We start from the raw sequence: 24,114 nt of genomic DNA on the forward strand, positions 1-24,114 counted from the left end.
GCGCTCGAAACTCTGTGCCGGAAATGTCCGTTGGCGGGATCAGAAGACGTTTGCCGTACTACGGCTTTTACCGCGCGGCGGAAAGTGTCGGCCTGCCACTGCCGGCAACTTCCCGCTCCATTTCGTCGAGCAGCATGTCGAGGCCCATCTCGAAGGTCTTGTCGAACTCGCCCGTCGAGAAATAAGTGCCAGCAGCCGCCACATAGGGAAACTCGCGGCGCAGCTGCTCGTCATCGACGGTCGTCACCGCCGACGGTCCCCTGGCATATCCCGCCGTCTCGTCGAGGATCGCGCCCATCAGATAATATCCGAGCGCCCTGAACATCCGCGCCGAGCGCTCCTTGCCGAAGCCGCCGTCCTCGAACAGGCCGATGACCCCATCCAGCCACTTCAGGCATTTTGGCGAGTTCATGCGATAGGTCACGAGAAAGGGCGCAAAGGCGGGGTGCGCACGCGCCATGGCGCGATAGTCGCTGACGACAGCCTTGGCACGGTGTCGCCACGGCAGGTCGTGGGGCGGAATCTCGAGTTCGCAGATCAGCCTCTCGACAAGCGCTTCGAACAGATGCGCCTGCGACGGATAGTGGTGATAGATGCTCATCGCCTCGCAGCCGAGCGCCTGAGCCAGCTTGCGCATCGAGAAGCCTACCAGTCCCTCGCGCTCGATCACCTCGAAAGCGGCTGTTTCGATCATGTCGCGCGACAGCTTCGCTCGCTTTTTGTTGATCGCCTTTTCCATGGCCTCGCTTGACAACTTACACTGTAAGGATCATCAATTTGCATACCTTACACCGTAAGGGAAAAATGATCCAGAGGAGGAAGTCGTGCCAATGCATCCATCCGCCCTCGCCTCGTTCCGCCGCACACTGACGGTCCTGGCCGGCGCCGCAGCCTGTTCAGCCACGCTCGCATTCATGCCCTTGCCCGCTCATGCCGACGACTATGACGCAACCATCCAGGACATCGAGAAGTCGATGGGCGGCGTGCCGAGCTTCATCAAGCAGTTCCCCAAGTCCGGCCTGCCGGGCGCATGGTCCGAGCTCAAGGCACTCGAGTTCAGCGACAAGACCGCCCTGCCGCCCAAGACCAAGGCGCTGATCTCGCTCGCCGTCGCAGCGCAGATCCCTTGCACCTATTGCATTTGGGCCGATACGCAGAGCGCCAAACAGGCGGGTGCCACCGACCAGGAAATCCAGGAAGCCGTCGCCATGGCGGCGCTGACCCGCCACTGGAGCACCGTCTTCAACGGCATGCAGGTCGACTTTGAAACGTTCAAGAAAGAGCTTGGCGGCGAGATGAGCGCTGCCAAGTAGCTGATGCCAAGGCGCGGCTCGTGCGGGCCGCGCCTCTAGGCCTTGCGCTCCCAGCGCCGGTCGGGCGTCTGCTGCCAGTAGGTCACCTCGTGGCCGGCAGTCTTCATCGTCTTCCAGTGCTCCCTCGCCCCTTCAAGCTGTGCCGCGTCATGGCCGTCGAACAGGAACACCGCCCGCTGGTAGGGCGCGATGTCGGGCGGTACCGCGCCGTCGACGAGGAAGCGGATCTCGGCGGCGTTGGGATTGGCTTCGGTCACCGTCAGTACCACCGGCTGCTCGGCGGCATGGGCTTCGCGGTCGCTGCCATGGGCAAGGAACGAATCGTCCCGGAAGGTCCACAGATGCTGGTCGAGCGCGTCACGGCGCTCTTCGCTGCCGGTCTGGACCACTGCCTTCCACCCCCGCTGCAGGCTGCGCTCGAGCAGGCCCGGCAAGGCATCCTCAAGGGTCGATTCGGTCAGGTGGTAGAAAAGGACTTCGGCCATAGTTCAGTTGCTGTCCCGGGAAGGCGTGGAGAAATTCGGCCCGGCGCGCCATATGGAGTGGTTTTCGAGAACCGGAGCGCAGCGGACATGTGGTCCGTGAGATCAGGAGCGGAGAAAACTGCTTCAGATGGCCGCCGGGGCGGATTTATCCAGCCTTACCCCTCGTAGTGGTCGCGCACCAGCCTGTCGAGCAGCCGCACGCCGTAGCCCGAGCCCCAGGACTGGTTGATCTCGTTGCTCGGCGAGCCCATCGCGGTGCCGGCGATGTCGAGATGCGCCCAGGGCGTTTCCTTGACGAAGCGCTGCAGGAACTGTGCCGCGGTGATCGAGCCACCATAGCGGCCGCCGATGTTCTTCATGTCGGCATTCTTGGAATCGATCAGCTTGTCGTATTCCGAGCCGAGCGGCATGCGCCACAGCTTCTCCTGGGTTGCCGTACCAGACGACGTCAGGCGCTCGGCCAGTTCATCGTTGTTGGAGAACAGGCCGGCGTGGCTTTGGCCAAGTGCCACCATGATCGCGCCAGTCAGCGTCGCCAGATTGACCATGAACTTCGGCTCGAAACGCTGGTTGCAGTACCAGAGCGCGTCGGCAAGTACGAGGCGGCCTTCGGCGTCGGTGTTGAGCACTTCGATCGTCTGGCCCGACATCGAGGTGACGATGTCGCCGGGACGCTGAGCATTGCCGTCGACCATGTTTTCGACAAGGCCAATGATACCGACAACGTTGACCTTGGCTTTGCGCGCGGCGAGCGCGTGCATCAGCCCGGTGACGGCGGCAGCACCGCCCATGTCCCCCTTCATGTCTTCCATGCCGGCGGCCGGCTTGATCGACACGCCACCCGAATCGAAGACCACGCCCTTGCCGACGAAGGCAACCGGCTTGTCCTTGGCCTTGCCGCCGTTCCACTGCATGATCGCGAGGCGCGGCGGACGCACCGAGCCCTGGGCGACGCCGAGCAGCGAGCCCATGCCGAGCTTCTTCATTTCCTTCTCGGTCAGGATCTCGACCTTCACGCCGAGTTTCTCGAGTTCCTTGGCCTGGGCGGCGAACTCGACCGGGCCGAGGATGTTGGCCGGCTCGTTGACAAGGTCGCGAGCAAGCAAGACGCCGCCGACGACAGCCTCGGCGTCCGCAAAGGCTTTCTTGGCAGCAGCCGGATCGGCGCAATGGATGGTGATCTTGGCCGGCTTCTTGTCGTCGTCCTTGCCGTCGCCATTGTCCTTCTTGGTCTTGTACTTGTCGAAGTTGTAGCTCCTCAGCAGGATGCCGGCGGCAACGCCTGCCGCGGCGGCGCCATCTACTTTCACGCCTGGAATGTCGAGGATCACGGCCACTTCGGTTGCCTTGCGCAGCTGCGCCGCAACCACACCGCCAAGCTTCAGCCAGGCATATTCGTCAAGTGCCGTGGTCTTGCCTGTGCCGATGGCGACAAGCCGGTCGACCGTCGTGCCTTCAGGCGCCAGCACCTCGACAACGCCGCCGAACTTGCCGTTGAAGTCGGCCACCGGAAATGCCCGATCGAGCGCCTTGGCCGGATCGTTGGCACGCGCCGCATCGCTCAGCCCGCCATCGTCGGCGGAGAAGACAACGACGCTGCCCTTTTTCGGCGTGCCCGGCTTGGCGAAACTGATCGACGGCTTAGAAGTCATGATATCCTGCTTTCGGATCCCGTTCAGATGGTGCGCGACATTTCGTCGTTTTCACAAGTTTGGCAAGCCTCCCGTCATCTTGACTAGCTATGGCTAAAAGTGAAAAGCGGTGGGAAACCTTGCGTTAACCACCTCTCTTCGGCGTTTCTTAGCCATTAGGAACGAGACTCCGAAGCGCGGGAGACAGTGTTGACGGCGTGACGGGCAGTTGTGCCGGCTTGCCTTGGAATATACCTTAGACACCCACCGGCCACGCGGCATCCTGTCGGCCGGCCAAGTCGGAAACACGGAATCCTGATCATCGATGAAGGTTGTTGAGCGCTATATCCTGCGTCGTACGTTCGCGGTTTTCATCGCGGCGTTGACGTGGACTTTGGCGATCGTCTGGACCACCCAGGTGCTCGGTCGAATCGACCTTGTCACCGACAGTGGCCAGTCGGCACTGACCTTCTTCGAGGTCGCAGCCCTGATCCTGCCAACGGTCATTCCCATCGTCGTGCCCTTCGCCGTCATCATTGCCGTGGCGTTGACGCTGAGCACGATGAACAGCGACTCCGAACTGGTGATCCTCAACGCCGCAGGCGCCTCGCGGCTCACCGTCATTCGGCCGATCCTCATCCTGGCCATCTGCGCCAGCCTGTTTTCGTTCGTCGTCGACAACGTCGCCAATCCGATGGCGCGCCAGCGCAACCGCGAACTGATCGCCACCTCACGCGCCGACCTTTTGTCGCTGATCATCCAGGAAGGCACGTTCCGCAAGGTCGACGAAGGCCTGTTCGTGCAGGTCGCCGAACGCCTTCCAAATGGCGGTCTGGGCGGCATCTTCGTTGCCGATTCGCGCGAGCCCAATATCGATCTCGTCTATTACGCCAAGGACGGCTCGTTCATCGAACGCAACAAGAAGCAGATGCTGGTGATGAACGAAGGCGTCATCCACCGCAAGGCGCCCGGCGGCGAGGTGTCAGTGATCAGCTTCGATTCCTATGCCTTTGATCTCAGTGAATTTTCCGCTGCAGCCAACGAAGTCACCATGCAGCCGAAAGACCGCTCGACGTCCTACCTGATGCAGCCGCAGCACGACGACAAGTTCTACCAGCGCAACCCGCGCCTGTTCGACGCCGAGCTCAACCGCCGCTTCTCCGACTGGCTCTATTCGATCGCTTTCGCCTTCATCGCGCTCGCGGTTGCCGGCGATGCGCGGTCCCACCGCGAGGCACGCATCCATCCGCTGGTGACGACGGTGACGATCGCGCTGTTCTTCCGCTGGCTCGGTTTCTTCGCCAACAGCAAGGCCGAAGCCGCGGCCTGGATCGGCTACGTCGTCTACGCCATTCCCATCGGCGCCTCGCTGTTTGCCCTCTGGTTCATCCGCAGCCACCGCACCATGGAATTGCCTGTTTCGGTCGCCGACCGCATGGCAGCGACGGCAGCGCGGGTTCGCGACGGCTTCGCGGCGCTGCGCCAACGGCTTACCGGCCGCGCCTCCGGCCAGGGAGCGGCATGATGGGCTGGACGCTTGGCCGCTATTTCCTCGTCCGCTACGCCGTCATCACGACGTGGTTCTTCATCGGCATCTACGCGCTGATCTTCATCATCGACGTCACCGAATTCTCCAGCAATGTCGGCGGCCTGCCGGGCTTCAAGTTCTCGATCGCGATGACTGTTTCAGCACTTCGCGTGCCGATGATCATGCAGCAGACGGTGCCGTTCGTTGCCCTGTTCAGCGCCATGGCGACGCTGGTTTCGCTCAACCGGCGCTATGAACTCGTCATCGCGCGCGCCGCCGGCATCTCGGCCTGGCAGTTCCTGGTGCCATGCTGCGTCGGCGCGCTGCTTTTCGGCCTGGTCACGGTCGGCATCCTCAACCCGATCGCAGCCTATGGCTTCTCGCACTCGGAAACGATCGAGTCCGAGCTGCGCTCGCGCCAGTCGAATTCAGTTTCGGCGTTTTCGGCACCTTGGCTGCGCCAGAAGGCCGAGGGCACCGAAGTCATCATCGGCGCCCGGGCCGTGCTCAATCAGGGCCTCGAACTGTCGGACGCAGTGTTTTTCATCTTCGACGCCAATGGCGACATGGTCGAGCGCAAGGACGCCGAGCGCGCTTATCTGCGTGACGGCCACTGGGAACTGGTCAACGTCCGCAGCATGAAGGGCAGCCAGAATTTCACCTCGCAGCCGGTCGATCAGGTGCCAACCAATCTGAAGCCTGAATTCGTCCAGGAACGGCTGGCTCGGCCGGAAACGATTCCGTTCTTCGAGCTGCCTTCAAAGATCGAAGTGGCGCGTTCCTTCGGCCTCAGGGCCAACGCATTCGCCATGCAATTTCATTCACTTGTCGCCCTTCCGTTCCTTTTGGTTGCAATGACTCTCATTGCTGCAACAGTGTCGATGCGATTTGCACGTATGGGGCAGTCTGCAACGATGATTTTGGGTGGCGTCGTCGCCGGCTTTCTGCTTTATGTCGTTTCGGTTCTGGTCAAAGCATTTGGCAATGCGGGATTCGTGCCGACTTATATTGCGGCGTGGTTTCCAGTAGTCGTCGCAATGTTTTTCGGGGTGACTTTCCTGCTCTACAAAGAGGACGGTTAGGTGAGGGGCGCAATGGCCAACCGCAGGGCCCATATGGCAGGCCTTTTGGGTGCGACTGCGCTCGCGTGCCTGTTTGCGGTCGCGCTGCCGTCCGCTCCTGCTTTCGCACAGACTGTCGCGGACCTCGCACTCAGCGTGCCCGAAGGCTCGCAGATGCTGCTCGAGGCGGACACGCTCGTCTATGACAACGACGCCAGCACCGTGACAGCGGTGGGCGGCGTGCAGATCGACTATGCCGGCAACCGTCTCGTCGCCCAGCGCGTCACCTATGACCGCAAGACGTCGCGGCTGGTCGCCAGCGGCAATGTCGAGGTCGTCAATTCGGACGGCACCAAGATCTTCTCGCAAGAGATCGACATCACCGACGACTTCGCCGACGGCTTCGTCAACACGCTGCGCATCGAGACCGTCGACAAGACCTATTTCGCCGCCGAAAGCGCCAAGCGCGAAGGCGGCTTCCTGACGACGTTCAACAACGGCGTCTACACCGCCTGCGAGCCTTGCGAGCAGAAGCCCGACAAGGCGCCGATCTGGCGCGTCAAGGCGCAGAAGATCATCTGGAACGGCCAGAAGAAGACGGTGCGATTCGAAAACTCGAATTTCGAGTTTTTCGGCTTCCCGATCGCCTTCCTGCCGGCCTTCGAGATTGCCGACCCGACGGTCAAGCGCAAGAGCGGCTTCCTGATGCCCGGCGTCAGCTACAAGAGCGAGCTCGGCGTCGGCGTGTCGATCCCGTATTACTTCGCCCTCTCGCCAACCTATGACCTCACCGTCAAGGGCACCGGCTACACCCGCCAGGGGTTCCTGGGCGAGGCCGAATGGCGCCAGCGCTTCAACAATGGCGAATACAGCCTGAAGATGGCCGGCATCTACCAGATGAATCCGGACAAGTTCGATGCCAATACCGTCGACCGTGGGCCGGCCGGCGACGAAAACAAGCTGCGCGGCATGGTCGGCACGAAGGGTCATTTCGACCTCAATCCGCGCTGGGCCTTTGGCTGGAACATCCTTGCCCAGACGGACAAGAATTTTTCGCGCACCTATGGCATCAACGGATTCTCCGACAGCACGCACCGCTCGGAGGTCTACCTGACCGGCCTCAACGACCGGAACTATTTCGACCTGCGCGCCATGCGCTTCCAGGTCCAGGAAGAAGCGCTCGACAGCGATCCGAATGCGCGCGCCGACAAGCAGCCCTGGGTGCTGCCGTCGCTCGACTACGCCTATATCCCCGACACGCCGGTGGCCGGAGGCGAGCTCTCGGTCGACCTCAACGCACGCGTCATCCAGCGTTCGGATCTGGATGCGGGCCTTGCAGCGGCGAACGGCCCGACCGTTCACGGTATCGAAGGCACATCGAGCCGCATCACCGCCGAAGCCGAGTGGAAACGGACCATCATCACCGATGGCGGCCTGCTGGTAACGCCCCTGCTCGCCTTCCGCGCAGACAGCAGCTATGTCGATGCGTCAGCCGCCTCGCTTACCGCCATCGACAACATGGCGGCAGATCCGCGGATCAACGTTGCCGACGACGTGCGCTCGTCACTGTTCCGCTACATGGCCACCCTCGGCCTTGAGCTGCGCTGGCCGGTGCTGTTCTCGTCGACAAGCTCGACCCATGTGCTCGAGCCGATGGCTCAGGTCTTTGCCCGCCCGAGCGAAAGCCACATCAGCGGGCTCGGCATCCCGAACGAGGATGCACAGAGCTTCGTCTTCGACGCGGCCTCGCTGTTCGAGCGCGACAAGTTCTCCGGCTACGACCGCATGGAAGGCGGCACCCGCGCCAATCTCGGCCTGCGCTATTCCGGCAGCTACAACAACGGCTGGACCACCAACGCGCTTGTCGGCCAGTCGTATCATCTTGCCGGCGACAACTCGTTTGCCGCGCCTGATCTCGTCAATGCCGGCGCTTATTCTGGGCTAGAGACCGATACGTCCGACTACGTGGCCCTGGCCGGCATCGCCAGCCCGAACGGCTTCTCGGCCTCGGTCAGCGGCCGTTTCGACGAGCGCACCTTCGATGTTCGCCGCGCCGAGATGAAGGTCGGCCTGGATGCGCGTCCGCTTGCTGTCTCAGCGCGCTATGCCTACATCCAGGCCCAGCCACTCTACGGCTTTGCCGACGATCGTCACGAAGTCACGCTCGGTGCCACGGCACGCTTCAACGACGAGTGGCGCGTGTTCGGCTCCGGCACCTACGACATCAAGGGTGACCTGCTCGTCAAGAATGGCCTCGGCTTCGCTTATGACGACGAGTGCTTCACCTACATGATGTCCTATTCCGAAAGCCGCGATCACAATAAGCCGGACGATGTCTCGCGCACCGTCGGCTTCAACATCTCGTTCCGTACGATCGGCGACTTCGGCAACGCGACGAGCGCCTTCTAAGGCAGCGACCGAACGGCGGCGGGGGCGGCCTGACATCGTTTTGCCGCATAACGCGGCCAATGACGGGGCACGTATCCGGGCAATGTCCGGATCTGGGGTTTGAACGGGACTTATTCTTATGCGCAAGCACCTCTTTTCAGCAGGTCTGGCCCTGCTCGTGGCGGCGACGTCGCTTTCGATCACCGCCTACGCGCCTCCGGCCCAGGCCAGTGAAATCAAGTACATCGTCAACGATGTGCCGATCACCAGCTACGACATCCAGCGCCGGGCGGCTTTCCTCAAGCTGCAGAAGCGCAAGGGCGATGCCGGCCAGGAAATGATCGAGCAGACGTTGCGCGTGGCGGAGATGAAGCGGCTCAACATCCGCGTTTCCGACAAGCAGGTCGAGGACGCCTATGCGCGCTTCGCCGGCTCCAACAAGCTCAAGCCCGCGCAGATGGACCAGATCCTGGGCCAGGCCGGCGTGACGGCCAGCCACTTCAAGGACTACATCCGCGCCCAGATGGGCTGGAACCAGGCGCTCGGCGCCCGCTTCCGCTCGGGCGAAGGCGGTGGTGGTGGCTCCAGCGAACAGGATGCCGTCCGCCGCATGCTGCAGCAGGGCGGCGCCAAGCCAAGCGCGACCGAGTACATGCTGCAGCAGGTGATCTTCGTCGTGCCCGCCTCCGAGCGCGGGTCGATCGGCAAGCGCAAGCGCGAGGCGGATGCCATGCGCGGCCGCTTCAATGGCTGCGAACAGACGCGTGAATTCGCCAAGGGCCTGCTCGACGTCACCGTGCGCGACCTCGGCCGGGTCATCGCCCCTCAATTGCCGCCGGAATGGGCGGAGGAGATCAAGAAGCTCAAGGTCGGAGGCGCAACACCGGTTCGCGAAACCGATCGCGGCGTCGAGTTCATCGGCGTCTGCAGCTCGCGCGAGGTCTCCGACGACAAGGTCGCCCAGATGGTCTTCCAGGCCGAGGGTGCGGGCAAGCAGGGCGACGCAAAGGCCGACGAACTCAACAAGAAGTATCTCGAAGAACTGCGGGCCAAGGCTCGCATCGTCACCCGCTAGGCCGTGGCTGCCCATAGCGTGCCGCTGGCGCTGACTGTAGGCGATCCCTCCGGCATTGGTCCCGAAATAGCAGTCGCCGCCTGGCGGCTGCGTGGCGCGGCCGCCGTGCCGCCCTTCTATCTCCTCGCCGACCCGAAGCTGATTGCCGCGCGTGCGCGCGCCCTGGGTATCGACGTCGCCATCGTCGAGACCAATCCTGCCGGCGCGGCCGAAGCCTTCGCAAATGCCCTGCCCGTGGTTCCGCTCGCCGCCACACTGACCGACACGCCAGGCCAGCCTGACAAGCGCAACGCCACCGGTATCATCGAGGCCATCGACCGCGCCGTCGCCGATACCTTCGAAGGCCGCGCGGCCGCCGTCGTCACCTGCCCGATCGCCAAGAAGCCGCTCTACGACGCCGGCTTCCGCTTTCCCGGCCACACCGAGTATCTCGCCCATCTGGCGACCGCCAGGACCGGCGTCGACACGACTCCAGTGATGATGCTAGCCGGGCCCGAGCTGCGCGCCGTGCCGGTTACCATTCACATTGCGCTATCAGACGTGCCCAAGGCGCTGACGACGGAAGCCATCGTCGAAACCGTGCGCATCACGGCGCATGACCTGCGCACCCGCTTCGGCATCCCCAAACCGCGCATCGCCGTGTCGGGGCTCAATCCGCATGCCGGTGAAGGCGGAGCCATGGGCCACGAGGACGAACGCGTCATCCGTCCCGCCGTCGAGTTCCTCAAGGCGGAAGGCATCGATGCTTTCGGCCCCCTGCCCGCCGACACCATGTTCCACGCCCGGGCGCGCGCGGGCTACGATGCGGCCATCTGCATGTATCACGATCAGGCGCTGATCCCCGCCAAGGCACTTGCATTCGACGAGACGGTCAACGTCACGCTGGGGTTGCCCTTCATCCGAACATCGCCCGATCACGGCACCGCTTTCGACATCGCGGGCAAGGGCATCGCCCGGCCCGACAGCCTGATCGCCGCACTCAAGCTGGCGCAGCAGCTTGCTGACGTCGAGGGCAAATGACCATGAGCGCTGCCACCAGTATCGACGGCCTGCCACCGCTTCGCGACGTCATCGAACGTCACGGCCTTCAGGCCAAGAAGGCGCTTGGCCAGAATTTCCTGCTCGACCTAAATCTCACCGGCAAGGTGGCGCGCGCCGCGGGCGACCTCTCCGGCGTCACCGTCATCGAGGTCGGCCCCGGCCCCGGCGGGTTGACGCGCGCGCTCCTCATGCATGGTGCCAAGCGTGTCATCGCCATCGAGCGCGACGAGCGCTGCCTGGCTGCTCTGGCCGAGGTCTCCAACCACTATCCGGGACGGCTCGAGGTGGTGTGGGGCGATGCGCTGAAGACCGATTTCGCAGGCCTCGCCGCTGGCCAGCCGGTCAAGATCGTCGCCAACCTGCCCTACAACATCGGCACCGAATTGTTGGTCCGCTGGCTGACCGTCGAGACCTGGCCGCCATTCTACCAGTCGCTGACGCTGATGTTCCAGCGTGAGGTCGCCGAGCGCATCGTGGCGCGTCCGGCAAGTTCGGCCTTTGGCCGGCTCGGCGTTCTCGCGGGATGGCGCACCGATGCGCGCATCGCCTTCGACGTGCCGGCGCAGGCTTTCACGCCGCCGCCCAAGGTAACCTCGTCGGTCATCCATCTGGAACCGCGCCGGGAGCCGCTTTCGGCCGATGTGAAGGTGCTTGGCCGGGTTACCGAGGCAGCCTTCGGCCAGCGCCGCAAGATGCTGCGCCAGAGCTTGAAAAGCATGGGCGGCGAAAAGCTTCTGGAAACAGTCGGCATCGACCCGACCCGCCGCGCCGAAACGCTCAGCGTCGAGGAATTCGTCGCGCTGGCAAGAGCTGTCTGACGATCGTCATGCACGTCACGCCGGCTGATAAGCGCCGGCGTACAGGCTTTCCGGGCTGATTCAGAGTTACGACGTCTTCTCGTCGAGCAATTTCGAAACGAAATCGAACAGGCCGGGCCGGCGGTCGCGGCGCAGGCGCTCGGCCGCCACGATCGCGCGCACTTCGCCAAAGGCACGGTTGAGATCTTCATTGATCACGACATAGTCGTATTCGCCCCAGTGCTCGATCTCGTCACGGGCATTCTTCAACCGCGTCTCGATCACAGCGTCCTGGTCTTCGGCGCGGCGCTTGAGGCGAGCCTTCAACTCGCCCATCGATGGTGGCAGGATGAAGATCGAGACGATGTCGCCGCGCATCTTTTCCTTGAGCTGCTTTGCGCCCTGCCAGTCGATGTCGAACAGCATGTCGCGGCCCTGCGACATCGCCAGTTCCACCGGCTCGCGCGGCGTCGCGTAGAAATTGCCGTGGACCTCGGCCCATTCGAGCAGCGCGTCGTTGTCGCGCAGCAGCTCGAATTCGCGCTTGGTGGTGAAGTGGTAGTGGGCGCCGTCGATCTCGCTGCCACGGCGCGGACGGGTGGTGACGCTGACCGACAGCTTCAGCTCCGGATCGGTTTCGATCAGGTTGCGCGAGATGGTCGACTTGCCCGCGCCCGACGGCGAAGACAATACCAGCATCAAGCCGCGCCGCTTGATCGTAATTGATGGGGTCTCGGCGCTCATGCGCTACTCCAGATTCTGAACTTGCTCGCGAAACTGGTCGACGACGGCCTTCAGTTCCAGCCCGACGGCGGTCACTGCGGCGGCGTTCGACTTCGAACACAAAGTATTCGATTCGCGGTTGAATTCCTGCGCCAGAAAATCGAGCTTCCGGCCGATTGCACCACCGCCCGCAAGCAGCGTCCGCCCCGAGGCGATGTGCGTCTTCAGCCGGTCGATCTCCTCGCGGATATCGGCCTTGGTGGCAAGGAACGCCGCCTCCATGTTGAGCCGCGCCTCGTCGAGCGCAGGCGATGCCTCGAGCAGCAGGCGAACCTGTTCGGCAAGGCGCTGGCGGATCTGCGCCGGCTCGCGCGACGGATCGGCCTCGGCCTGCAAAGTCAGCGTCTCGATGGCCGCGATGTGATCCGACAGCAACGACCGCAGAGCTTCGCCCTCGGCCTTGCGCGCCTCGACGAGACCAGCCAGGGCGGCTTCAAGGCCGTTCATGACCACCGCGTCGATCGCCGCCCGCTGCTCTTCCGTCTCGACAGCCTCGGGCACGTCAAACACGCCGCGCAGGCCAAGCAGCCCGTCGGCACTGGCGGGTGCCGCGCCATATTGCTTGACCAGGCGCGTGGCGAGTTCGGCCACGTCGCGCAGAAACACTTCGTTGATCACAGGCTGCACCATCGCACCACCAGTGCGGTTGACGGTCAGCGTCGCTTGCACGTTGCCGCGCGAAAAGCGCTTCTGGATGGCTTGCCTGACCGCGGGCTCGAGCCGCTCGAAGCCCTGCGGCAGGCGCAGGCGCACGTCGACGCTCTTGCCATTGACCGACTTCACTTCCCAGGCGATCGCCGTTCCGTCGTGCTCGGCGGCTACGCGGGCGAAGCCTGTCATGCTCTGCAGGTTCATCTGGCAGCGCGTCCCTGTTTGCAGCGTGCCCGCCCCCCAATTGGGCGCAAGGCGAGGCTTGTTCTTACTTCTTGACGGCGTTGGTTGTCGCTGCGTCTTTCTTGGCCGGATCGACCTCGTCTGCCGCCTTCTCGTCTTCGACAACCTTGCGCTGGAAGGCGCGCCAGCGAGCAACATTTTCGTTGTGCTCGTCCAGCGTTTCGGCAAAGACGTGCCCGCCCGAACCGTCGGCAACGAAGTAGAGGTCCTTGGTCTTCGACGGATTGGCCACTGCCTCCAGCGAAGCCTTGCCAGGATTGGCGATCGGCGTCGGCGGCAGACCCTTGATGGTATAGGTGTTGTAGGGCGTCGGCTTGTCGATGTCGGAACGGTAGATCGGCCGGTCGGCGGGCTTACCCTTGCCGCCGAAGAGGCCATAGATGATCGTCGGATCCGACTGCAGCCGCATGCCCTTGTTGAGGCGGTTGATGAACACGGCCGCGACACGCGAGCGCTCGTCGCCGCGCGCCGTTTCCTTCTCGACGATCGAAGCCAGCGTCACGAACTCGTTGACGTCGGCAAGCGGCAGGTCGGGCGAGCGCCGGGCCCAGATGGTCTCGACCAGTTCCTTCTGGTCAGCCAGCATCTTGTTGACGATCTGCTGGCGCGTCAGGCCACGCGTAAAGCGCTGCGTATCGGCGGCAAGCGCACCCTCGGCGGGCATCTCTGCCGGCATGTCGCCGCTCAGTGCTTCCTGCTCGGCAATGCGCTTCCACGCCTGCTCGACGGTCAGTCCTTCCGGGATCGTCAGCGAATATTGCACTGACTTGCCGCTCTTCAGCAGCTCCATGATCTCGTGCATCGAAGCGCCGGCCTGGATCTCGTATTCGCCGGCCTTCAGCGAGCCGTCATTGCCATAGGCGCGGACACCCATGCGGAAGATGCGGGCATCGCTGACCAACCCACGTCGCTCGAGCTGGTCGGCGATGTCCTGCACGCCAGTCTTTTCCTTGACCAGGAATGTCGTGGGGGCGGCCGAGGGACCCTCGCCATTGAATTCCTGCTTGCCGAAATAAAGTGCGGCACCACCGGCCAGGACCACCAGCACCGCCGTCGACATCATGAAATTCATGAACACGACGATCTGGTTGCGCGAGGCGCGCGAACGCTTGGGCGGCGGCGTACCGATTTCGGGCCGCAACGCTTCCTGCGCGGTCTTTGGAACGATCGGATTTGCAGCGCGCTGTGCGCCTTGCCCCTGATCTGGCGTATTGATGCTCATCTTGCCTCGCCACTCCCTCTTGCGTCGAATCCCCGCCGGGAGACTAGGCCCGAATGTGGCAGAAATCACGGCAAAGGGCCCTCAAAGGGCCCCCTACCCACAGGCGATCAGCCGTTATAGCGCTGGAAGACCAGCGATGCGTTGGTTCCGCCGAAGCCGAAGGAGTTCGACAAGGCGACGTCGACCTGCTTGGCGCGCGGCTTGTGAGGCACGAGATCGATGGCGGTCTCGCGCTCGGGATTGTCGAGGTTGATCGTCGCCGGCACGATGTTGTCGCGAATGGCGAGGATCGAGAAGATCGCCTCGGCAGCACCGGCGGCACCCAAGAGGTGGCCGATCGACGACTTTGTCGACGACATCGAGATCTTGGAGGCGGCATCGCCAACGAGGCGCTCGACAGCACCCAGTTCGATCGTATCGGCCATGGTCGAAGTGCCATGGGCGTTGATGTAGTCGATATCGGCAGGCGACAGGTTGGCGCGCTTGAGGGCGGCCGTCATGCAGCGGAAGGCGCCATCGCCATCTTCGGCGGGTGCCGTGATGTGATGGGCATCGCCGGTCAAGCCATAGCCGACGACTTCGGCGTAGATCTTTGCGCCACGCGCCTTGGCGTGCTCGAGCTCTTCGAGAACGACAACGCCAGCACCCTCGCCCATGACGAAACCATCGCGGTCGCGGTCATAAGGGCGCGAGGCCTTCTCGGGCTCGTCGTTGCGGTCGGTCGACAGTGCCTTGCAGGCGGCAAAGCCGGCGAGCGACAGGCGGGTGACAGGTGCTTCGGCACCGCCGGCCAGCATCACGTCGGCATCGCCGAACATGATCAGGCGGGCCGCGTCGCCTATGGCGTGCGCGCCGGTCGAGCAGGCGGTGACCACGGCATGGTTGGGGCCCTTGAGCCCGTGCCGGATCGAAACCTGGCCCGAAACCAGATTGATGATCTGGCCTGGAATGAAGAAGGGGCTGATGCGGCGGGGGCCGCGTTCCTTGAGGATCAGCGCATTTTCGGCGATGCCGTCGATGCCGCCGATGCCCGAGCCGATCATGACGCCGGTCGCATATTGCTCCTGCGGCGTCTTGGGCTGCCAGCCCGAATCCTTCAATGCCTCGTCGGCGGCCGCGATCCCGTACAGGATGAAGTCGCCGATCTTGCGCAGTTCCTTGGGCTCAAGGAACGCTTCGGGATTGAAGGTATTTGCAGTGCCGTCACCCCGGGGGATGACGTTGGCAATCTTGCAGGGGAGATCTTCGACCTCGAACTCCGAGATGCGCCTTGCGGCGCTACGGCCGGAAAGAAGTTCTTTCCAGCCGTGCTCGTAGCCCATGCCGAACGGTGAAAGCAGGCCAAGGCCCGTGACGACCACACGCCTCATCGCAGGCATCCCTGATAATTCAAGATCGCTCAGGCCGAAGCCTTGTCGATGTACTTCACAGCGTCGCCAACGGTGAGGATGGTCTCGGCCGCGTCATCGGGGATCTCGACGCCGAATTCTTCTTCGAACGCCATAACGAGCTCGACCGTGTCGAGGCTGTCCGCGCCCAGGTCGTCGATGAAGCTTGCAGCTTCAGTCACCTTGTCGGCGTCAACGCCAAGATGTTCGATGACGATCTTCTTGACGCGCTCTGCGGTGTCACTCATGTGGGCATCCTCAGTCTGGTGTTTGTTAGGTCTTCGTTAGCGGGCGGAATGCCGCTAATCAAGCTGTAATCTACGCTTTCCCAAGCGCTCGGGTGGCGGTCCGGTCTCGGCCCGGCCACCTGATGGAGCGCGGCAATACACGAAAACTTCACCGCGTCCAAGGCAAAACGGCCGGTTATCCCGGCCTATCAGCCCAATCAGATCATTGCCATGCCGCCATTTACATGGATCGTCTGGCCGGTGACGTAGGCCGCCTCGTCCGAAGCGAGATAGGCGACGGCGGAGGCAACTTCCTTGCCGGTGCCCATGCGCTTGGCCGGGATCGCGGCCATGATCGTCTCTTTCTGCTTGTCGTTGAGCTTCTCGGTCATCGCCGATTCGATGAAGCCGGGCGCCACGCAGTTGACAGTGATGTTGCGGGTCGCGATCTCCTGGGCCAGCGACTTCGAGAAACCGATCATGCCGGCCTTCGACGCGCAGTAGTTGGTCTGGCCGGGATTGCCGGTGACGCCAACGATCGAGGTGATGTTGATGATGCGGCCATGGCGGCGGCGCATCATCGGATGCGTCAGCTCGCGCGTCAGGCGGAACATCGCCGTCAGGTTGATCTCGATGACGCTGTCCCAGTCGGCGTCCGACATGCGCACGAACAGGCCGTCCTTGGTGATACCGGCATTGTTGACCAGAATGTCGACGCCTTCGAGATCGGCCTCGGCCTTCTGGCCCAGCGCCTTGACCTCGTCGCGGTCGGCGAGATTGGCCGGAAACAGCTTGACGCGGTCGCCGAGCTCATTGGCCAAGGCTTCGAGCTTTTCAACGCGGGTGCCGTGCAGGCCAACGATGGCGCCCTGCTTGTGGAGGATGCGGGCGATCTCTTCGCCGATGCCCCCGGATGCGCCGGTGACGAGTGCCTTGCGGCCGGTCAGATCGAGCATTTTTCAATCCCTCTGAGAGAACACCCTTCACACGGGTGGGGTCGTTTGAATTGTTCAGACGAGCGAAGCGATTGCTGCGTCGACGTCGGCCGGGTTGTTGACCGCGACTGTCGCGATGTCCTTGTTGATGCGGCGGGCAAGGCCCGACAGCACCTTGCCGGCGCCGACTTCATAAAGCGTGGTCACGCCGTTGTTGCCGAACCATTCGACGGTCTCGCGCCAGCGGACGCGACCGGTGACCTGCTCGACGAGGCGGGCGGCGATCTCCTCCGGATCGGTGATCGGCTGGACCGAAACATTGGCGACGACAGGAACGATCGGCGCATGCTTTTTCACGCCGGCAAGCGCCTCGCGCATCTTCTCGGCCGCCGGCGCCATCAGCGCCGAATGGAACGGGGCGGAAACCTGCAGCATCAAGGCGCGCTTGGCACCCTTTTCGGTGCACAGTTTTGCCGCGCGCTCGACGGCTGCCTTCTCGCCGGAGATGACCAGTTGCCCGCCGCCATTGTCGTTGGCGATCTGGCAGACCGAGCCTTGAGCAGCCTCGGCACAGGCAGCGTCAACATCTGCCTGTTCGAGGCCAATGATCGCAGCCATCGCGCCCTGGCCCGCCGGCACCGCTGCCTGCATGGCGTCGCCGCGTATGCGCAGCAGGCGTGCCGCGTCGGCAACCGAAACAAAGCCTGCCGCAGCGAGCGCCGAATATTCGCCAAGCGAATGGCCAGCGACATAGGAAACCTTGTCCTTCAGCGACAGGCCGCGCGCTTCCAGCGCCCGGAAGGCAGCCATCGACACCGCCATCAGCGCCGGCTGGGCGTTGGCGGTCAGCGTCAGTGTCTCTTCAGGCCCTTCCCAGATCAGCTTCGAAAGCTTTTCGCCGAGCGCATCATCGACTTCCTCGAAGACGCGACGTGCCTCTGGAAAGGCATCGGCCAGTTCCTTGCCCATGCCGACGGCCTGGCTGCCCTGCCCCGGAAAAGTGAATGCAATGGCCATGTTGGTCTCCTGGCTACTTGCCGCATCGGCCCGAACCGGAATCGGTTTCGCCGGGTACGATGCGCAGACTTATCACGTGGAGCGCCCTTGCAGGTTGGGGAACAAGCAGCGCGCCATATCGTTGTGCCTCTGGCGCAATGGATACCGTCAAGTCAAGTCTTGAGGGCTTTGGGACCCGGCTGGGGCAAATAATCACGGACAATTAATGCGAAACACGTTTTGTTTGCCCCATCCTTCTCAATTTTGCCATATGCGCTAGGTTTTCGATGACAGTTCTGTGACGGTTGCGTGACGCCGCTGTCGAGCGCTCGGGGAAGTTGAGTTGGCAAAGTTGATCGCGACTGGCAAGGCCGTCGCCAATGACGGGGAAAACGAGGCTGAAGCGCTCAGCCGGCGTGCCTATGCCCTGGGCGTCCTGCGCTCGGTCATGATCACGCTCGCCGTCTCGGCGGTCCTGGTCTTTGCCATTGAGTTCGTCGCGCGCGGCTCCTTCGTCGACACCCTCAACTTCTTCCAGCAGCCGTTCAAGCCGAGCTGGACCACCGTCGCGCTGTTCGCACTGCTGATCATCGGTTTCGATGCTCTGCTCGGTCGGCCCTATAATGGTCTTTTGATCGTCGCGCCCGTGGCGCTGTTTCTGGCCTTCGTCGGCCACCAGAAGTCGCTCTATCTCGGCGACCCGCTCTACCCGACCGATTTCCTCTATGCCCGCCAGATCGTCGAATTGATGCCGCTGCTGGTACGCGAGCGGCCGCTCGCCGGCATCGGGATCGTCGTAGGTCTTGTCGCCGGCATCTCCTTGTTCGTCTTTGCCTGGCGCTACTGGCGCCGCCGCATGCCGGCGCTGTCGTTCTGGGCGCGCATGTCGCGCCTCGCCATCGCCATTCCGGCCCTCGCCTTCTTCGTGTCGATCATGGACTACGCGACCTTCTCGTGGACGCGCGACCGCCTCCAGATCATACCGATGATGTGGGACCAGAAGGAAAACTACGCCTCCAACGGCTTTGCCATTGCCTTTGCGCTCAACGTGCCGATGGCCAAGGTCAAGGCGCCGCAGGGCTATTCCGACAAGGCCATCGACGCCATCGCCAAGCCCGAGCAGGCGGCCGCAGTCCTGCCCGAGGAAAAGCCCGACGTCATCATCGTGATGAGCGAATCCTTCTGGGATCCAACGTTGCTGCCCGGCGTCAAGATCACGCCCGACCCGATCCAGAACGTGCGCGCCTCGCAGTCCGGCCATGTCTTTTCGCCGGAGTTCGGCGGCATGACCGCCAATGTCGAGTTCGAGGCGCTGACCGGCTTCTCCAACGCCTTCCTGCCCGCCGGCTCGATCCCCTACCAGCAGTATGTCCGTGCACCGGTGCCCTCGCTTGCCACCTTCTTCAAGAGCGAAGGCTACGAAACCAAGGCCATCCACCCCTTCGGCGGCTGGTTCTGGAACCGAGCGCCCGTCTACAAGGCTTTCGGCTTCGACCAGTTCATGTCGGAGGAAAACCTTCCGCCTCTGGCAAAGCGCGGCCCCTTGGCGTCGGACGCGGCGCTTACCGAAGAGATCATCCGCGAGGCCGATGCCACCGAGCATCCATTCTTCTTCTTTGCCGTCTCGCTGCAGAGCCACGGCCCCTACGAGCCGAACCGCTACAGCGACACCACCCACAAGGTCGACGCGGCCACGACGCCCTGGGCGCGCGATTCGATCCTGACCTATGCCGAAGGCGCGTCCGATGCGGACCGTGGCCTCAAGCGGCTGATGGACTGGGCAAGCAAGCGCAAGCGTCCGACAGTGATCGCCTTCTTCGGCGACCACCTGCCGCCGCTCGGCCCCGTCTATGTCGAGACCGGCTTCATGAAAGAGCCGGTCGCCAAGCGCAAGGCACCGATCGACGAGATGCTGGTCCAGCACGAGACGCCGCTTGTGGTCTGGTCGAACCGGACAGGCCCGGCGCGCGACATCGGCTCGATCAGCCCCGCCTTCCTGCCACTGCATGTGCTTGAGACCGCCGGCATCAGCCACCCCTATTACACTGGCTTCCTTGGCGACCTGCATGACCGCTTCCGGGTCGTCGACCGCAACATGCTGCTGCCGCGGCAAGGCGAGTCGGTCTTCGACTGGTCGCGCCAGAAGGAGCTCGACCCGGCGATCCGCGATTTCCGCTGGCTGCAATACGACATGATGTTCGGCAAGCGCCGTGGCGCCAAGGGCTTCTTCCCCGAGACGGTCGACAAGGTTGTCGCCAACCGCACGCGTTCGCCGCTTTTCCTCCGCGACCAGGCATTCGGCTGAGTCAAAATCGGCCGCAAAAGGCCGGTTTTCCTGAGAATCTCGGCCTCGCCCCTTGCCTTAGCCAGACTTAGCATGTAGACGCCCGCCATCTGCCGGTCCCAGCTGGGGGCTGAACGGAGGGCCGGAGGCTTCCTTGGAAGTCGCCGTGTGAAGCGAAAACGCTTCCGCCTCCCGTGTCTCCGCTCTCGACCGTCTCGTCGTGCTCCTTTCTTCTCCTGAGATGGCTTAGGCCTTCGATGGAACAGGGAGGTCGCAGAGGCTCTAGCCGCCGGGACCGGAAGATGGAAACGAAGAAAGGCAAAAACTATGGCTCTTTATGAACATGTGTTTCTTGCCCGCCAGGACCTCTCGCAGCAGCAGGTCGATGCACTTGTCGAACACTACAAGGGCATCATCACTGCAGCTGGTGGATCGGTTGGCCGGGTCGAGAACTGGGGACTGAAGTCCCTCACCTACCGCGTTAACAAGAACCGCAAGGCGTACTACACGCTTATGGACATCACCGCTCCGTCGGCTGCCGTCAAGGAAGTCGAGCGCCAGCAGGGCCTGTCCGAAGACGTTCTGCGCTTCCTGACCATCAAGGTCGACGCGCATGAAGAAGGCGTCTCCGCCATGATGCAGAAGCGCGAAGAGCGCTCCGAGCGTGGCGAACGCGGTGGCTTCGGCGACCGTCCGCGCAGCTTCGGCGACCGTGACCGTGGCGATCGCGGCCCGCGCAGCTTCGGCGACCGCGATGGCGGTGGTGATCGTGGCCCGCGCCGTCCGCGCGAAGGTGTTGAAGGGGGTGCAGAATAATGGTCGACATCAATCAGATCCCGACCCGTCGTCCCTTCCATCGCCGCCGCAAGACCTGCCCGTTCTCCGGCGCCAACGCACCGAAGATCGACTACAAGGACGTGCGTCTGCTGCAGCGCTACATTTCCGAGCGCGGCAAGATCGTTCCTTCGCGCATCACCGCCGTCAGCCAGAAGAAGCAGCGTGAACTCGCCCAAGCGATCAAGCGCGCCCGCTTCCTCGGCCTACTGCCCTACGTGGTGAAGTGATATTCGTTCCGGCCCGGTGGCACCTGCCCCGGGCCGGAATACTCCCCTCCGCGACGGGCGCGGTCGGGTGAGCCTCAAATCCCGGGTTGGATTTCTCAGGAAATCCTAACTGCCGCGACAGGCAGGACAGCGAAACCGGCGGCAACGCCCTTCCCTGCTTCCTTGCCCGTTGAAATCAATTTGCTGCCTTTGCAGCCAACGAAAGGACAAGGAAAATGGACGTCATTCTCCTCGAACGTATTTCCCGCCTCGGCCAGATGGGCGACACCGTCAAGGTCAAGGACGGCTTTGCCCGTAACTTCCTGCTGCCCAAGGGCAAGGCGCTTCGTGCCAACGAAGCCAACAAGAAGAAGTTCGAAGGCCAGCGCGCCCAGCTCGAAGCCCGCAACCTCGAGCGCAAGTCGGAAGCCCAGCAGGTCGCCGACAAGCTCGACGGCAAGACGTTCGTGATCGTGCGTTCGGCAGGCGAAACCGGCCAGCTCTACGGTTCGGTCTCGACCCGCGACATCGCCGATCTGCTGATTGCCGACGGCTTCACGGTTGGCCGCAACCAGGTCGAGCTCAACCAGCCGATCAAGAACATCGGCCTGACCAACGTGGCGATCGCGCTGCACGCCGAAGTCGAAGTCACCATCACGCTGAACATCGCGCGCACGGCCGACGAAGCCGAGCGTCAGTCGAAGGGCGAGACGCTGACGACCGCCGAAGCCATCTACGGCGACGACATCAACGAAAACGCCCGTCCGGACAGCTTCTTTGATCCGAACGAAGACGGCGAAGGCGACGAGGGCTGATCCAGGCCCCGTCCCAATCCAGTTTTCTGGACCAAGCCCGGATGGCAACATCCGGGCTTTTTTTGTGCCAGGCGTGGAACTTGCCAGCGTCGCTCCTATCTTCAAGATCGGACTACACGACTGACCTTTTCGCGAGCACGCCATGAATATGTTGTTGCAACGCATCGTCGGGAAGCTTGTGCGCACCGGCAGCCTGACAGTCACCGGCTCCAGCGGGCGGTCGCACCGTTTCGGCGATGACACGGGCGATCCGGTCCACCTTCTGATCAAGACGCGGCGCGCCGAAAACGCCATCACCCTCGACCCGATGCTCGCCCTGCCCGAAGCCTATATGGACGGCGATCTCGACATCGTCGAAGGCGACGTGCTTGGATTGATGCGGGTCGTCTTCCAGAACCTCGGCAACGGCAGCATCGACACAGCCTGGACCAAGGCGCTCGACAACCTCCGGCTCGCGTTCCGCCGCTTCCAGCAGGTCAACACCGCGGCGCGCGCCAAGCGCAACGTGCAGCGCCACTATGACCTGTCTGGCGATCTCTACCGGCTCTTCCTCGACACCGACATGCAATATTCCTGCGCCTATTTCGCCGACCCCGACATGACGCTGGAAGAAGCCCAGATCGCCAAGAAGGCGCATATCGCCGCCAAGATGCGACTGCGGCCGGGCCAGTCGGTGCTCGACATCGGCTCCGGCTGGGGCGGGCTCGGGCTTTATCTCGCCCGGACCTTCGAGGCCCAGGTGCTCGGCGTCACGCTGTCGAGCGAGCAGCACGCGGTCGCAACCGAACGGGCCCAGGCAGAGGGGCTGGAAAACCAGGTTCATTTCGAGATCAGGGACTATCGCGACCTCGTCGAGCGGTTCGACCGAATCGTTTCGGTCGGCATGTTCGAGCATGTCGGCGTCAACCACTACCGGACCTTCTTCGACAACGTCGCCAAGCGCCTGAAGCCCGACGGCGTCATGGTGCTGCATTCGATCGGCCGCGCCGGTCCGCCGGCAGCGACAAGCGCCTTCATCCGCAAGCACATCTTCCCCGGCGGCTATATCCCCGCTCTGTCGGAGGTACTGCCGGCAATCGAAAAGGCCGGCCTGATGGTCACAGACGTCGAGATTTTGCGGCTGCACTACGCTGATACGCTCAGGCACTGGAGCCTGCGTTTTGCCGCCAACCGTGACAAGGCCAAGGCGATCTATGACGAGCGTTTCTGCCGGATGTGGGAGTTTTATCTCGCGGCATCCGAAGCCGCCTTCCGCTGGCAGGACCTGATGGTCTTCCAGATCCAGCTCGCCCACCGCAACGACACGCTGCCGCTGACCCGCGACTATATCGGCAAGTGCGAAAAGGCGCTTGCCATGCACGAGATGGCGCATCGTCAGACTGAGCCACCATTGAAAAAATCAAAAGCATCAGGCAGCATGAGAAGAAAGAGAGAGGTTTAGCCCTGGAAAATTCTACTAACCGAAATGATGATGGCTTTCTTTATTTTATGTGGGCCGCGATGGCCTTGGCTACCAATTTCTTCGGGTTGATTTACATAATCTCGATACCGCTCGTCAAAGACGGAGAGCTGTTATTTTCGCTTTTCGTCATTCCGTTTTTCCTATTGATTGCCAATATACATACATTCCAAACATGGTATTCAATTCACTGGCACGAACGGATGATGACTATCCTTGGGTACACAGCGTCATCCGTTTTTATTGTCGGAATAAGTTCAACTTTTGTTGTCGTAAGCAAATTTTCATTTTTACTTATGTTTGGCGCTATAGTTCTGTCATTGATACTGCTTTCAATGCAAATCAGGAATCGGCTTATTGACGACACACCTGATTTCAATGATTGACCGACTGATCCCAACGCATCCGCAGACCTTGCCATGACCTACGCCATCTATGCAGCCGCAGCCCTTGCCGAGATCGCCGGCTGCTTTGCTTTCTGGGCCTGGTGGCGGCTTGAGAAGTCCCCGCTCTGGCTCGTGCCAGGCCTTGTCTCGCTCACTGCCTTCGCCTGGCTTTTGGCATTGGTCGAGGCCAACGCCGCCGGCCGCGCCTATGCCGCCTATGGCGGCATCTACATCGCCGCCTCGCTCGGCTGGCTATGGTTCGCCGAAGGCATCCGGCCCGACCGCTGGGACATGATCGGCGCCGTCATCTGCATCCTCGGCGCCTCGATCATCCTGCTCGCGCCAAGGGGAGCTTAGCGGATT

23 protein-coding genes are annotated in these 24,114 nt (G+C 62.7%); 13 read left to right on the forward strand and 10 right to left on the reverse strand.

Features of this window, described 5'->3' with window-relative positions; genetic code table 11:
- Positions 1–67: 67 nt before the first annotated feature.
- The gene (locus J1C56_RS05985) at positions 68–739 is read right to left on the reverse strand and encodes a TetR/AcrR family transcriptional regulator (RefSeq protein ID WP_214386992.1); all 672 of its coding nucleotides are present in this window, start codon (positions 737–739) and stop codon (positions 68–70) included.
- 91 nt (positions 740–830) lie between these two features.
- On the opposite strand from J1C56_RS05985, the gene J1C56_RS05990 reads away from it, so the two are divergent.
- Complete coding sequence (locus J1C56_RS05990; RefSeq protein WP_214386994.1) at positions 831–1,313, forward strand: carboxymuconolactone decarboxylase family protein; 483 nt, start codon at positions 831–833, stop codon at positions 1,311–1,313.
- Positions 1,314–1,348: 35 nt separating this feature from the next.
- On the opposite strand, the gene J1C56_RS05995 is transcribed toward J1C56_RS05990, so the two are convergent.
- The gene (locus J1C56_RS05995; protein ID WP_214386996.1) at positions 1,349–1,798 is read right to left on the reverse strand and encodes a DNA polymerase III subunit chi; all 450 of its coding nucleotides are present in this window, start codon (positions 1,796–1,798) and stop codon (positions 1,349–1,351) included.
- A gap of 155 nt (positions 1,799–1,953) precedes the next feature.
- Positions 1,954–3,450 carry a leucyl aminopeptidase gene (locus tag J1C56_RS06000; RefSeq protein ID WP_214386998.1) on the reverse strand — a complete coding sequence of 499 codons (1,497 nt, stop codon included), beginning with the start codon at positions 3,448–3,450 and terminating at the stop codon, positions 1,954–1,956.
- A gap of 304 nt (positions 3,451–3,754) precedes the next feature.
- Between J1C56_RS06000 and lptF the strand changes: the two genes are divergently transcribed.
- The 6 genes from lptF to rsmA all read left to right on the forward strand — a co-directional run bounded on the left by lptF (position 3,755) and on the right by rsmA (position 11,340).
- On the forward strand, positions 3,755–4,954 hold the full coding sequence (gene lptF, locus J1C56_RS06005) for an LPS export ABC transporter permease LptF (RefSeq protein WP_214387000.1): 1,200 nt from the start codon (positions 3,755–3,757) through the stop codon (positions 4,952–4,954).
- Entirely contained in the window at positions 4,951–6,039 is a 1,089-nt protein-coding gene (gene lptG / locus J1C56_RS06010) for an LPS export ABC transporter permease LptG (RefSeq protein ID WP_214387002.1), read from the forward strand. Before lptF ends, lptG begins: the two co-directional genes overlap by 4 nt.
- A gap of 12 nt (positions 6,040–6,051) precedes the next feature.
- Positions 6,052–8,427 (forward strand): LPS-assembly protein LptD, encoded by a 2,376-nt coding sequence (locus tag J1C56_RS06015; protein ID WP_214387004.1) that lies wholly within the window; start codon positions 6,052–6,054, stop codon positions 8,425–8,427.
- A 118-nt stretch (positions 8,428–8,545) separates the two neighbouring features.
- Complete coding sequence (locus J1C56_RS06020) at positions 8,546–9,481, forward strand: peptidylprolyl isomerase (protein ID WP_214387006.1); 936 nt, start codon at positions 8,546–8,548, stop codon at positions 9,479–9,481.
- Positions 9,482–9,484: 3 nt separating this feature from the next.
- On the forward strand, positions 9,485–10,501 hold the full coding sequence (pdxA, locus tag J1C56_RS06025; RefSeq protein WP_214387008.1) for a 4-hydroxythreonine-4-phosphate dehydrogenase PdxA: 1,017 nt from the start codon (positions 9,485–9,487) through the stop codon (positions 10,499–10,501).
- Between the two features lie 2 nt (positions 10,502–10,503).
- Entirely contained in the window at positions 10,504–11,340 is an 837-nt protein-coding gene (gene rsmA / locus J1C56_RS06030) for a 16S rRNA (adenine(1518)-N(6)/adenine(1519)-N(6))-dimethyltransferase RsmA (RefSeq protein ID WP_214387010.1), read from the forward strand.
- A 66-nt stretch (positions 11,341–11,406) separates the two neighbouring features.
- On the opposite strand, the gene gmk is transcribed toward rsmA, so the two are convergent.
- The 7 genes from gmk to fabD all read right to left on the reverse strand — a co-directional run bounded on the left by gmk (position 11,407) and on the right by fabD (position 17,785).
- Complete coding sequence (gene gmk / locus J1C56_RS06035) at positions 11,407–12,063, reverse strand: guanylate kinase (protein WP_214387012.1); 657 nt, start codon at positions 12,061–12,063, stop codon at positions 11,407–11,409.
- A gap of 3 nt (positions 12,064–12,066) precedes the next feature.
- The gene (locus J1C56_RS06040; RefSeq protein ID WP_214387014.1) at positions 12,067–12,957 is read right to left on the reverse strand and encodes a YicC/YloC family endoribonuclease; all 891 of its coding nucleotides are present in this window, start codon (positions 12,955–12,957) and stop codon (positions 12,067–12,069) included.
- A 64-nt stretch (positions 12,958–13,021) separates the two neighbouring features.
- Positions 13,022–14,218 carry an endolytic transglycosylase MltG gene (mltG, locus tag J1C56_RS06045; protein ID WP_214387016.1) on the reverse strand — a complete coding sequence of 399 codons (1,197 nt, stop codon included), beginning with the start codon at positions 14,216–14,218 and terminating at the stop codon, positions 13,022–13,024.
- Between the two features lie 107 nt (positions 14,219–14,325).
- Positions 14,326–15,588, reverse strand: a complete 1,263-nt coding sequence (fabF, locus tag J1C56_RS06050; protein WP_214387018.1) for a beta-ketoacyl-ACP synthase II — start codon at positions 15,586–15,588, stop codon at positions 14,326–14,328.
- A 29-nt stretch (positions 15,589–15,617) separates the two neighbouring features.
- On the reverse strand, positions 15,618–15,854 hold the full coding sequence (locus J1C56_RS06055; RefSeq protein WP_055978681.1) for an acyl carrier protein: 237 nt from the start codon (positions 15,852–15,854) through the stop codon (positions 15,618–15,620).
- 197 nt (positions 15,855–16,051) lie between these two features.
- Complete coding sequence (gene fabG / locus J1C56_RS06060; protein WP_214387020.1) at positions 16,052–16,789, reverse strand: 3-oxoacyl-[acyl-carrier-protein] reductase; 738 nt, start codon at positions 16,787–16,789, stop codon at positions 16,052–16,054.
- A gap of 54 nt (positions 16,790–16,843) precedes the next feature.
- A complete protein-coding gene (gene fabD, locus J1C56_RS06065; RefSeq protein ID WP_214387022.1) occupies positions 16,844–17,785 on the reverse strand; it encodes an ACP S-malonyltransferase in 942 nt (313 codons plus the stop codon).
- Between the two features lie 427 nt (positions 17,786–18,212).
- On the opposite strand from fabD, the gene J1C56_RS06070 reads away from it, so the two are divergent.
- The 6 genes from J1C56_RS06070 (at position 18,213) to J1C56_RS06095 (ending at position 24,108) form a co-directional block, all read left to right on the forward strand.
- Positions 18,213–20,069: an LTA synthase family protein gene (locus tag J1C56_RS06070; RefSeq protein ID WP_214388247.1), complete on the forward strand. Its 1,857-nt coding sequence runs from the start codon at positions 18,213–18,215 to the stop codon at positions 20,067–20,069.
- A gap of 306 nt (positions 20,070–20,375) precedes the next feature.
- Positions 20,376–20,864, forward strand: coding sequence for a 30S ribosomal protein S6 (gene rpsF / locus J1C56_RS06075; RefSeq protein ID WP_184773813.1), 489 nt, complete (start codon positions 20,376–20,378; stop codon positions 20,862–20,864).
- A complete protein-coding gene (gene rpsR / locus J1C56_RS06080) occupies positions 20,864–21,112 on the forward strand; it encodes a 30S ribosomal protein S18 (RefSeq protein WP_018427106.1) in 249 nt (82 codons plus the stop codon). The genes rpsF and rpsR overlap by 1 nt, the downstream gene beginning before the upstream one ends.
- Positions 21,113–21,327: 215 nt before the next feature.
- Positions 21,328–21,906: a 50S ribosomal protein L9 gene (rplI, locus tag J1C56_RS06085; RefSeq protein ID WP_214387024.1), complete on the forward strand. Its 579-nt coding sequence runs from the start codon at positions 21,328–21,330 to the stop codon at positions 21,904–21,906.
- A 142-nt stretch (positions 21,907–22,048) separates the two neighbouring features.
- Positions 22,049–23,347, forward strand: a complete 1,299-nt coding sequence (locus J1C56_RS06090; RefSeq protein WP_214387026.1) for an SAM-dependent methyltransferase — start codon at positions 22,049–22,051, stop codon at positions 23,345–23,347.
- Between the two features lie 437 nt (positions 23,348–23,784).
- Positions 23,785–24,108: a YnfA family protein gene (locus J1C56_RS06095; protein WP_214387028.1), complete on the forward strand. Its 324-nt coding sequence runs from the start codon at positions 23,785–23,787 to the stop codon at positions 24,106–24,108.
- The last annotated feature ends 6 nt before the right edge of the window (positions 24,109–24,114 follow it).

The sequence above is a fragment of the Aminobacter anthyllidis genome (genome assembly GCF_018555685.1).
GTDB lineage: Bacteria > Pseudomonadota > Alphaproteobacteria > Rhizobiales > Rhizobiaceae > Aminobacter > Aminobacter anthyllidis.

What these genes read in the sequence shown, in the direction of transcription:
- rplI (WP_214387024.1), top strand. Translation starts at nt 21,328, where the DNA reads ATGGACGTCATTCTCCTCGAACGTATTTCCCGCCTCGGCCAGATGGGC.
- J1C56_RS06000 (WP_214386998.1), bottom strand. Translation starts at nt 3,450, where the DNA reads ATGACTTCTAAGCCGTCGATCAGTTTCGCCAAGCCGGGCACGCCGAAA.
- rsmA (WP_214387010.1), top strand. Translation starts at nt 10,504, where the DNA reads ATGAGCGCTGCCACCAGTATCGACGGCCTGCCACCGCTTCGCGACGTC.
- J1C56_RS06095 (WP_214387028.1), top strand. Translation starts at nt 23,785, where the DNA reads ATGACCTACGCCATCTATGCAGCCGCAGCCCTTGCCGAGATCGCCGGC.
- J1C56_RS05985 (WP_214386992.1), bottom strand. Translation starts at nt 739, where the DNA reads ATGGAAAAGGCGATCAACAAAAAGCGAGCGAAGCTGTCGCGCGACATG.
- rpsR (WP_018427106.1), top strand. Translation starts at nt 20,864, where the DNA reads ATGGTCGACATCAATCAGATCCCGACCCGTCGTCCCTTCCATCGCCGC.
- J1C56_RS06055 (WP_055978681.1), bottom strand. Translation starts at nt 15,854, where the DNA reads ATGAGTGACACCGCAGAGCGCGTCAAGAAGATCGTCATCGAACATCTT.
- fabF (WP_214387018.1), bottom strand. Translation starts at nt 15,588, where the DNA reads ATGAGGCGTGTGGTCGTCACGGGCCTTGGCCTGCTTTCACCGTTCGGC.
- fabD (WP_214387022.1), bottom strand. Translation starts at nt 17,785, where the DNA reads ATGGCCATTGCATTCACTTTTCCGGGGCAGGGCAGCCAGGCCGTCGGC.
- lptG (WP_214387002.1), top strand. Translation starts at nt 4,951, where the DNA reads ATGATGGGCTGGACGCTTGGCCGCTATTTCCTCGTCCGCTACGCCGTC.
- J1C56_RS05995 (WP_214386996.1), bottom strand. Translation starts at nt 1,798, where the DNA reads ATGGCCGAAGTCCTTTTCTACCACCTGACCGAATCGACCCTTGAGGAT.
- J1C56_RS05990 (WP_214386994.1), top strand. Translation starts at nt 831, where the DNA reads ATGCATCCATCCGCCCTCGCCTCGTTCCGCCGCACACTGACGGTCCTG.
- mltG (WP_214387016.1), bottom strand. Translation starts at nt 14,218, where the DNA reads ATGAGCATCAATACGCCAGATCAGGGGCAAGGCGCACAGCGCGCTGCA.
- fabG (WP_214387020.1), bottom strand. Translation starts at nt 16,789, where the DNA reads ATGCTCGATCTGACCGGCCGCAAGGCACTCGTCACCGGCGCATCCGGG.
- J1C56_RS06020 (WP_214387006.1), top strand. Translation starts at nt 8,546, where the DNA reads ATGCGCAAGCACCTCTTTTCAGCAGGTCTGGCCCTGCTCGTGGCGGCG.
- gmk (WP_214387012.1), bottom strand. Translation starts at nt 12,063, where the DNA reads ATGAGCGCCGAGACCCCATCAATTACGATCAAGCGGCGCGGCTTGATG.
- J1C56_RS06070 (WP_214388247.1), top strand. Translation starts at nt 18,213, where the DNA reads ATGATCACGCTCGCCGTCTCGGCGGTCCTGGTCTTTGCCATTGAGTTC.
- J1C56_RS06040 (WP_214387014.1), bottom strand. Translation starts at nt 12,957, where the DNA reads ATGAACCTGCAGAGCATGACAGGCTTCGCCCGCGTAGCCGCCGAGCAC.
- rpsF (WP_184773813.1), top strand. Translation starts at nt 20,376, where the DNA reads ATGGCTCTTTATGAACATGTGTTTCTTGCCCGCCAGGACCTCTCGCAG.
- J1C56_RS06015 (WP_214387004.1), top strand. Translation starts at nt 6,052, where the DNA reads ATGGCCAACCGCAGGGCCCATATGGCAGGCCTTTTGGGTGCGACTGCG.
- lptF (WP_214387000.1), top strand. Translation starts at nt 3,755, where the DNA reads ATGAAGGTTGTTGAGCGCTATATCCTGCGTCGTACGTTCGCGGTTTTC.
- J1C56_RS06090 (WP_214387026.1), top strand. Translation starts at nt 22,049, where the DNA reads ATGAATATGTTGTTGCAACGCATCGTCGGGAAGCTTGTGCGCACCGGC.